Raw genomic sequence first — 1,502 nt, forward strand, 5'->3', positions numbered from 1 at the left:
CTAGACCCTATGGCGTAGGTCGCCCGTTGGGTTGACCGTCGGGGTAGTTGGCCGGACACTCCTCGCGGGGGTTTGTCTGGCCGGAGATAAGGCTCCGGCTGACCCCAGGTATTGAGGAGGTCCGGCCATGGCTGGAACGATGACGTGGGTGGGGCTTGATGTCCATGCCCGTTCGACGCACGCGGCGGCGATCGATGTGGGGACTGGTGAGCTTGTGCGGGCGCGGTTCGGTCCGGGGATCGAAGCGCCGGTTCAGTGGCTTGCGGGCCTGCCGGGTCCGGTGCGCGCGTGTTATGAGGCGGGCCCGACGGGGTTCGGGCTCTACCGGGCGGCGACGGCGGCCGGGGTCGATGTGGAGGTGATCGCTCCGGGCAAGACGCCGCGGGGACCCTCGGATCGGGTGAAGACCGACCGCAAGGACGCCGAGTTGTTGGCGCGGTTGCTGGCCGCTGGGTCGTTGACCGCGGTCGTCGTCCCGCCACCCCAGGTCGAGGCTGCGCGGGATCTGATGCGCGCTCATGACGCGTGTCGGCGGGATCTGATGACTGCCCGCCACAGGGTCTCCAAGATGCTGCTGCGCCATGGCCGGGTCTATCCGGAAAAGTCGACCTGGACCGTCGCTCACCGCAAGTGGCTGGCCCGACAGCAGTTCGAGCAGCCGCCGACCGAGTTCGCGTTCGCTGACGCTCTGGCGTGCGTCGATGGCCTGTCGGCACGAAAGGCAGCGATCGCCGAGGGACTCTCGCAGCTGGCGTTGGATGAGCGGTGGTGGCCGACCGTCGCCCGGCTGCGCTGCTTTCGCGGGGTCGACACCCTGACCGCGTTCGCGTTGCATCTCGAGCTCGGCGGCGACTGGCAACGCTTCGAGCGGGCCCCGCAGCTCGCCGCGTGGCTCGGCTTGACACCGTCGCTGACCCAGTCCGGCGAATCGTCGCGGCAGGGGTCGATCACCAAGACCGGGTCGACGCTCGCGCGCCGGCTGCTGGTCGAGTCCGCGTGGCACTACGGACGCGAACCGAGGATCGGGGTCACTCTGCGAAACCGCCAACACGGCCAGCCCGACCACGTCCTTCAGATCGCCAACCGTGCCCAACAGCGCCTACACCGTGTCCACCACCGCATGCGCGCCCGCGGCAAACCCCACAACGTGACCGTCGTCGCGTGCGCCCGCGAACTCGCGTGCTTCCTCTGGGCCGCGGCCACGGCCGACTGACCGGCGGCTGACAGCCCCACCGGTCGGGAGGCCGGGGCGCCGGGCCGCAAGCGGCCGGCACGCGCGATTGAACTATGAGCAGCGCCGCCCACCGGGCAACGCCACGCTCGTTCCTAGACAGCGCCCGCCGGCAGCACGAAACAGGGCCCTGGGGTCACAAATCCCCGCATCATCAGACTGGCAACGCCGACACCGAGCCCGGCGTCCCGGCCTCCCGACCAACGATCACCACGCCCGCTCAGCGGACGCGATCACCCACACCCACTTGACAAACACACGGCCATATCAG

1 protein-coding gene is annotated in these 1,502 nt (G+C 69.6%); it reads left to right on the plus strand.

The features are described from left to right. Nucleotides 1–127: 127 nt before the first annotated feature. The gene (locus tag AABM41_09875; GenBank protein MEK6192601.1) at nt 128–1,213 is read left to right on the plus strand and encodes an IS110 family transposase; all 1,086 of its coding nucleotides are present in this window, start codon (nt 128–130) and stop codon (nt 1,211–1,213) included. The last annotated feature ends 289 nt before the right edge of the window (nt 1,214–1,502 follow it).

It is taken from the genome of Chloroflexota bacterium (assembly GCA_038040195.1).
Lineage (GTDB): Bacteria > Chloroflexota > Limnocylindria > QHBO01 > QHBO01 > DASTEQ01.